This is a genomic window from Desulfosoma sp. (genome assembly GCF_052743555.1).
Map to the genome: position 1 here is coordinate 47,344 of NZ_JBRAHS010000020.1, position 5,397 is coordinate 52,740.

The window sequence follows — 5,397 nt, forward strand, 5'->3', positions numbered from 1 at the left end:
TGCCCTCGAGGGCCGTAGCCGCACGGAATGCCGGCATCCTGAGCCTTTTGCCAAATCTGCCGGCGGATTTGTTGCATTTCTTGAGCCAATGTCCCCAGGGCTGCAGGATCCGCGTTGGGATTGTTCAACATCTGCTGATACTGCAACCGCTTTTGATACAACTGCTGCTGTAAGGGGGCCACATCCTTAGCGAATGCCTGCCCTTCAGGCGAAGACAGCGCCCAACACGGCCCCATGCCGGCTCCATAGGGCCCTCGAGCCCACACGGGCATCGCCGCCACCACAACCAACCCAAGAACCACCATCCATCGCATGCCTTTCATGGTTAAGCTCCTTTCGTGTTCTGAACAGTTTTTCATGAGAATTTCCGCTCCCGGGAACCTTTCCTTGACGCTTCTCTACTATAGCAACGGATGTGCCAAGTTGCACGGCGGCGCGCCGCGACTCCACAAAAATTTTTTCTTTTAATGATTGCTGGAACTTATTAAAAAAACGTCGCCGGCGTCATGGCGTTGTTTGAGGAGTCCTTGCGCAACGCAGAGATGCATGGGTCAAAAGCATCCACTCGACCGGGATTCCAGGATGTGGGCTGGATCATTCTGAACCAGAAGGTGCCGGACGGTTTGGCTACGGTCCATCAAAAGACTTAAGGTCACGTCTTTTTGCGCCGATTGTTTCAATGGGAAGGAGCCGTAAAGCATCGCGGCTTGGGTTGCGCGCACGACATGTGTTGGTGAGCGGGCGGCTGAAGTCTCGGGAGGTCATGGGCATGGAAGCGTTGCAGGAGGCCTTGCCGACCATCAGGCACAGGGCGGTCTACGGCAGGGGCGACCACATCTTTGCTCCAGGGGCTCAAGAGCGATGCCTCTACTATGTGGAACGGGGCGCGGTGGAAGTCGCCTTTGGTCAAAACGGCACCACGATCGCCGTGGCCTGCATCGGTCCGGGGGAATTTTTCGGCGAGATGGGATTTTTCGACGGTGTTTCTCGAGTCCGGCACGTTCGAGCCGTGGAACGCGCCGTGTTGCGCGTCTACGACTGGGCGTCCATGGAGGCTTTGCGTTCCGTGGATCCGCACGGCTACAGCCTTTTCATCACGGATGTAGCCCGGTCCGTGTGTGCCAAGTTCCGCCGTGTGCTCGATGAACGAGAACCCCTGACGGCCTACGCCGCCTCTCTTTCTACAGGGCGCCGTCATTTCCATGAAGGCCGCTCGCTGCCCGACACCTTCTTACCCACCCCTTAAGGCACACTGATCAGGGAGCTTGTGGAAAAAACAAAGGCGGATTTCTTTGACCTGAGCTATGCTCTTCAAAACAACGGCAAGGAACAGGAACGCCTGCAGGAACGCTGCACTGCCATTTTAAATCATTTCAACCGGAACCTGCAGGACCTGGAACCTTTCATCGCTCAAAGTGAATTTCAAGATGAGGCATGGAATCATGTCTTTAAGGAAATTTTTCCTTATCTCATGAGAAGCCGTTTCGCGGAGCGCGCTTATTACAAACCCAAAGGTTATGCCGGTGACTTTTTGATGATGGAGATGATCTACCGCAACACGCCGGACGGAGACGGCAAGCTGGGCCTTCTGGTGGATGCCTGGTGCTTGCATGCGCCGGCGTCTCGAGCCGTGCGGGGACGGCGGAAGTTGCTAGCCGAGGAATTAGGGCGCTGTGTCGCCCGCAAGCTGAATTCCTGTGACCCCATGCGGATGCTCCATCTGGCCTGCGGATCCAGCCGGGAATTTTTTGACTTTTTAAAGGAGTGTCCCGTACAGGACCGTGTGGAAGCCACCTTGATGGATACCGATGTTGAAGCTCTGCATTACGCTGACAACACGGTGAACACTTTTGCGCATGGAGCGAAAATTCGTTATTTGAACGACAATGCCGTTCGTTGGGCGCTGGGCCGCACTCGCCATCGACTGGCTCCCCAGGATATCATCTATTCGTCCGGCTTGGCCGACTACCTGGACCGACGGCTGTTTACCGCTCTGGTCACTCGATGCTACGAGTACTTAAAGCCTGGAGGATGCCTCATCATCGGCAATTTCTCCCCCGACAATCCCAACCGAGCCATCATGGACCATATGTTGCGCTGGAAGCTGATTTACCGAACGGAAAGCGAACTGCGGGACATCTTTTCCGAGACACCCTTCGAACGGTGCGTGCAGGTCCTTGCCGAACCGGAAGGAATCAATCTTTTTGCTGTGACGTATCGAGAATTGAAAACGTGCTCTTCCTGAAAAAGGTGTCGGCGGATGGACAAACACGACGCGGAAAAGCTTCGCACCATGGTCCACGACACGCTCACCGGCACACTTCGGGCCTTGGAAACACCTTCCCTTTTGCCCAGGCCGGAGGACCGGGAAAGTCTCGTCAAGGGTTTTCAAAAGCACATCGACGCCCTTCTGCGCGTTCGGGTAAACGTCATCCTGATCATTGGCGGCACGCTCATGCCTCTGTTCGGCATCCTCGACGCTTTGCTCTTTCCGTCCTTTTTTGAAAAGTTCATGGTCTACCGCATTTTTGCGGCCATCCTTTGCTGGGGGCTTTACCTGTGCAATCGACAACGCTGTTGGCCGCTCCCCAGCTTTGTTTTAGGCACCGTCGCCTTCTATGCTATAGGCCTGTGTATCATCGCCATGATCGTGGACACGGGCGGAACCCGCACACCCTACTACGCGGGACTCAATTTGGTCTTTCTCTCCTACTGTGTCGTCCTGCCCGTTTCGGTCAAAAAGTTGGCCATTCACAGCCTGCTTCTTTATGCTGGTTATGTTGGAGCGGCATTGGGCTTCGACGCGCATCCGGCTTTGAACACCTTTGTGGCGCACAATCTTTTTATCCTGAGCACGCTTTCCATCATTCTCATCGCTGCCCACATCGACCACAGGCACCGGTGGCGCGACTATGTTCTTCGACATGAACTGGCGGAAACACAAGCCAAGTTGGAACTGTATTCCAAGAAATTGGAATCGTCGGTGGAGGAAACGGAAACCAAGTACCGGCATCTTGTGGAAAACGCCAACGACGCCATCTTCATCTGCCAGGAGGGGCGGGTGCGCTTTCCCAATCCACGCACCCAAACCCTTTTAGGCCTTCCTCTAAAAGAGATTGAGGACAGATTGCTGATGGAATTTGTGGCCGATGATGATCAGGATGCTCTCGTGGAGCTTTTCGAAGAGCTGGAGCTGCACCCGCAAGCGGCGCCCCCTTTGCGGACGCTGCGTCTGCAGCACCCATCAGGACGCACGCTTTGGGTGGACATGAACGTGGTGCCCATGGAATGGCAGCAGCGGCCGGCCCTCCTATGCATCGCTCGAGACGTGACCGATAAACGGCAAATGGAACAGGAGCTGGTGCAGATTCAAAAATTGGAAGCCATTGGAACGCTCGCCGGAGGCATCGCTCACGATTTCAACAACATTTTGCAGATGATTCACGGCTTCCTGCAGATCCTCGCACGGCGCACCAGTGCCGACCATCCAGATCACATGCTTCTGGACAAGCTTTTTCAGACAGTGAACCGAGGAGCCAACCTGACGCGTCAGCTGCTGATTTATGGACGAAAAACCGATGGAAAAGTGGCTTCCGTGGATGTCAACGCCGCCGTGGTTCGGGTGTGCGAGATGCTGGAGCGGGTTCTGCCTAAAACCTACCGGTTGAATTTACGTCTCGAAAGTCACTTGGGCAGGGTCCTGGCGGACGCCAACCAGTTGGAACAGGTGGTGATGAACCTGGTCATGAATGCTCGAGACGCCATGCCCGACGGTGGCACCATCACCATCGAAACGCGTCAGGCGACGGTGGATGAGGTGATGGCGCAAAAGCTGGGCATGCTTCGAACAGGGCCCGCCATACAGTTATCCATCGCCGACTTGGGGCTTGGTATTCCTCGGGCGATCCAAGAACGCATCTATGAGCCGTTCTTTACCACCAAGGGTCCGGACAAGGGCACAGGGCTGGGGCTGGCCATTGTCTACAGTGTCATCAAGCGGTTCGGCGGAGGCATCACGTGCGAGAGCGAATCGGGCAAAGGTACACGCTTTGATCTCTATTTTCCCATTTCCTCCATCGCCACCGGCGACGTGATGCCCGATGTTGAGGCGTTGCCGCTTGTGAATCTTGCGGGATTGCGGATTTTGTTGGTGGACGATGAACCCCATCTTTTGGAAATCGGTCAAAACCTTTTGGAAAGCTACGGTTTGGAAGTGGCCACGGCTTCAAACGGGGAATCGGCCTTAGAGCTCTTGGAAATCATGGAACAGAAGCCCGCCGGCGTCATCTTGGACCTCAACATGCCGGGCATGGGCGGCGCACGGTGCCTGACTGAGATTCTTCGCCGTTATCCAAACCTTCCGGTCATCATTGCCACGGGTTACTTGGATCCGCACAAACGCGAAGAACTCCTGGCCAAGGGGGCCGCCGATTTCGTGGAAAAACCCTTTCGTTTTGAAAGAATCCTCCAGAGCCTGCAAAGAACCCGAATCTGCCCCCCTCCTTCTCACGGCCTGGCTGACGTCACTTGAAATCCTTTGGAGTTGAGGTGTTCTGCGGAGCTCGTCCACCAATATTCTCTTGGGCGCTGGTGCACAGCGACGATGCCTATTGTGGAAGCGGCGCAAGCCGCGACCCTGGTACCCTGCCACTTTCACAAAGCATTTCGACAGCAACGACCCCACATGTCGGAGCGGCGCCATCCGCGACTTCAGATGGGTACGGCTCCATGGGTCGCGGCGGACGCCGCATGCAGGGATGTTCCGTTTCGCTAAATTTCTTTTTTCATCACCATGAAACTGGTGTCGTCCAGATCCACGGTGACCATGCGCTGAATCCGAAAACCAAATTTTTCATAAAGATGCACGGCCCCCGCCGAGATGATCTTCACATCCAGTTCCACATTTTTGATGCCTCGCTGGTGAAAAGCGTCGAGGGCTCCCTGGACGAGGCTGGAAGCAATGCCTTGGCCCCGTGCCTCTGGGTGCACCGCCACCTTGAGGATCACCGCCTTCTGGTCCTGCTCCCGAATAGTGGCCGCCAGGTAGCCTTGCACCCGTTCGCCGTCGTCATAGACGAGAAAAAAATCTTTGAGGGCGTTTTCCAGATAATAGGGTGTCCATGGGTTGGGAAAGGACAACCGCTCAATCTCAGCCACCCTCTCCAGATCATTGCTATTGGCGTCTCGAACCACTGAAGACTCCCTGCCCCAAGGGCCGGGTCTCACGGCGAAAGCCACAAATCGTCCATGGGACGCACAGATCGGCGGATTTTCCCAGAAAGGACCTGTTCCATGAACTCATCGCCCAATTGGGCGGATCGCACAATGACTGTATCCCAAAACCGCAGCCTTTGGGAATCCTGCCCGGCAAAAATCCAAAAGTCTTTGCGATCCGAT

At 55.5% G+C, this 5,397-nt stretch carries 6 protein-coding genes; 4 read left to right on the forward strand and 2 right to left on the reverse strand.

All coding sequences use genetic code 11. The features are described 5' to 3' along the window. On the reverse strand, positions 1-323 hold a 323-nt coding region (locus ACUVSA_RS12520), incomplete at its 3' end, for a hypothetical protein (protein WP_445895081.1). Positions 324-506: 183 nt separating this feature from the next. Here ACUVSA_RS12520 and ACUVSA_RS12525 point away from each other — a divergent pair. The 4 genes from ACUVSA_RS12525 (at position 507) to ACUVSA_RS12540 (ending at position 4,531) form a co-directional block, all read left to right on the forward strand. Then, positions 507-650, forward strand: a complete 144-nt coding sequence (locus ACUVSA_RS12525) for a hypothetical protein (RefSeq protein ID WP_445895082.1) — start codon at positions 507-509, stop codon at positions 648-650. Positions 651-712: 62 nt separating this feature from the next. Beyond that, on the forward strand, positions 713-1,246 hold the full coding sequence (locus ACUVSA_RS12530; RefSeq protein ID WP_445895083.1) for a cyclic nucleotide-binding domain-containing protein: 534 nt from the start codon (positions 713-715) through the stop codon (positions 1,244-1,246). A 21-nt stretch (positions 1,247-1,267) separates the two neighbouring features. After that, positions 1,268-2,245, forward strand: coding sequence for a class I SAM-dependent methyltransferase family protein (locus ACUVSA_RS12535; RefSeq protein ID WP_445895084.1), 978 nt, complete (start codon positions 1,268-1,270; stop codon positions 2,243-2,245). Positions 2,246-2,260: 15 nt separating this feature from the next. Then, positions 2,261-4,531, forward strand: coding sequence for a hybrid sensor histidine kinase/response regulator (locus ACUVSA_RS12540; RefSeq protein ID WP_445895085.1), 2,271 nt, complete (start codon positions 2,261-2,263; stop codon positions 4,529-4,531). Positions 4,532-4,770: 239 nt separating this feature from the next. Here the strand turns inward: ACUVSA_RS12540 and ACUVSA_RS12545 are convergent, their stop codons facing one another. Beyond that, entirely contained in the window at positions 4,771-5,193 is a 423-nt protein-coding gene (locus tag ACUVSA_RS12545; protein WP_445892660.1) for a GNAT family N-acetyltransferase, read from the reverse strand. Positions 5,194-5,397 lie beyond the last annotated feature (204 nt).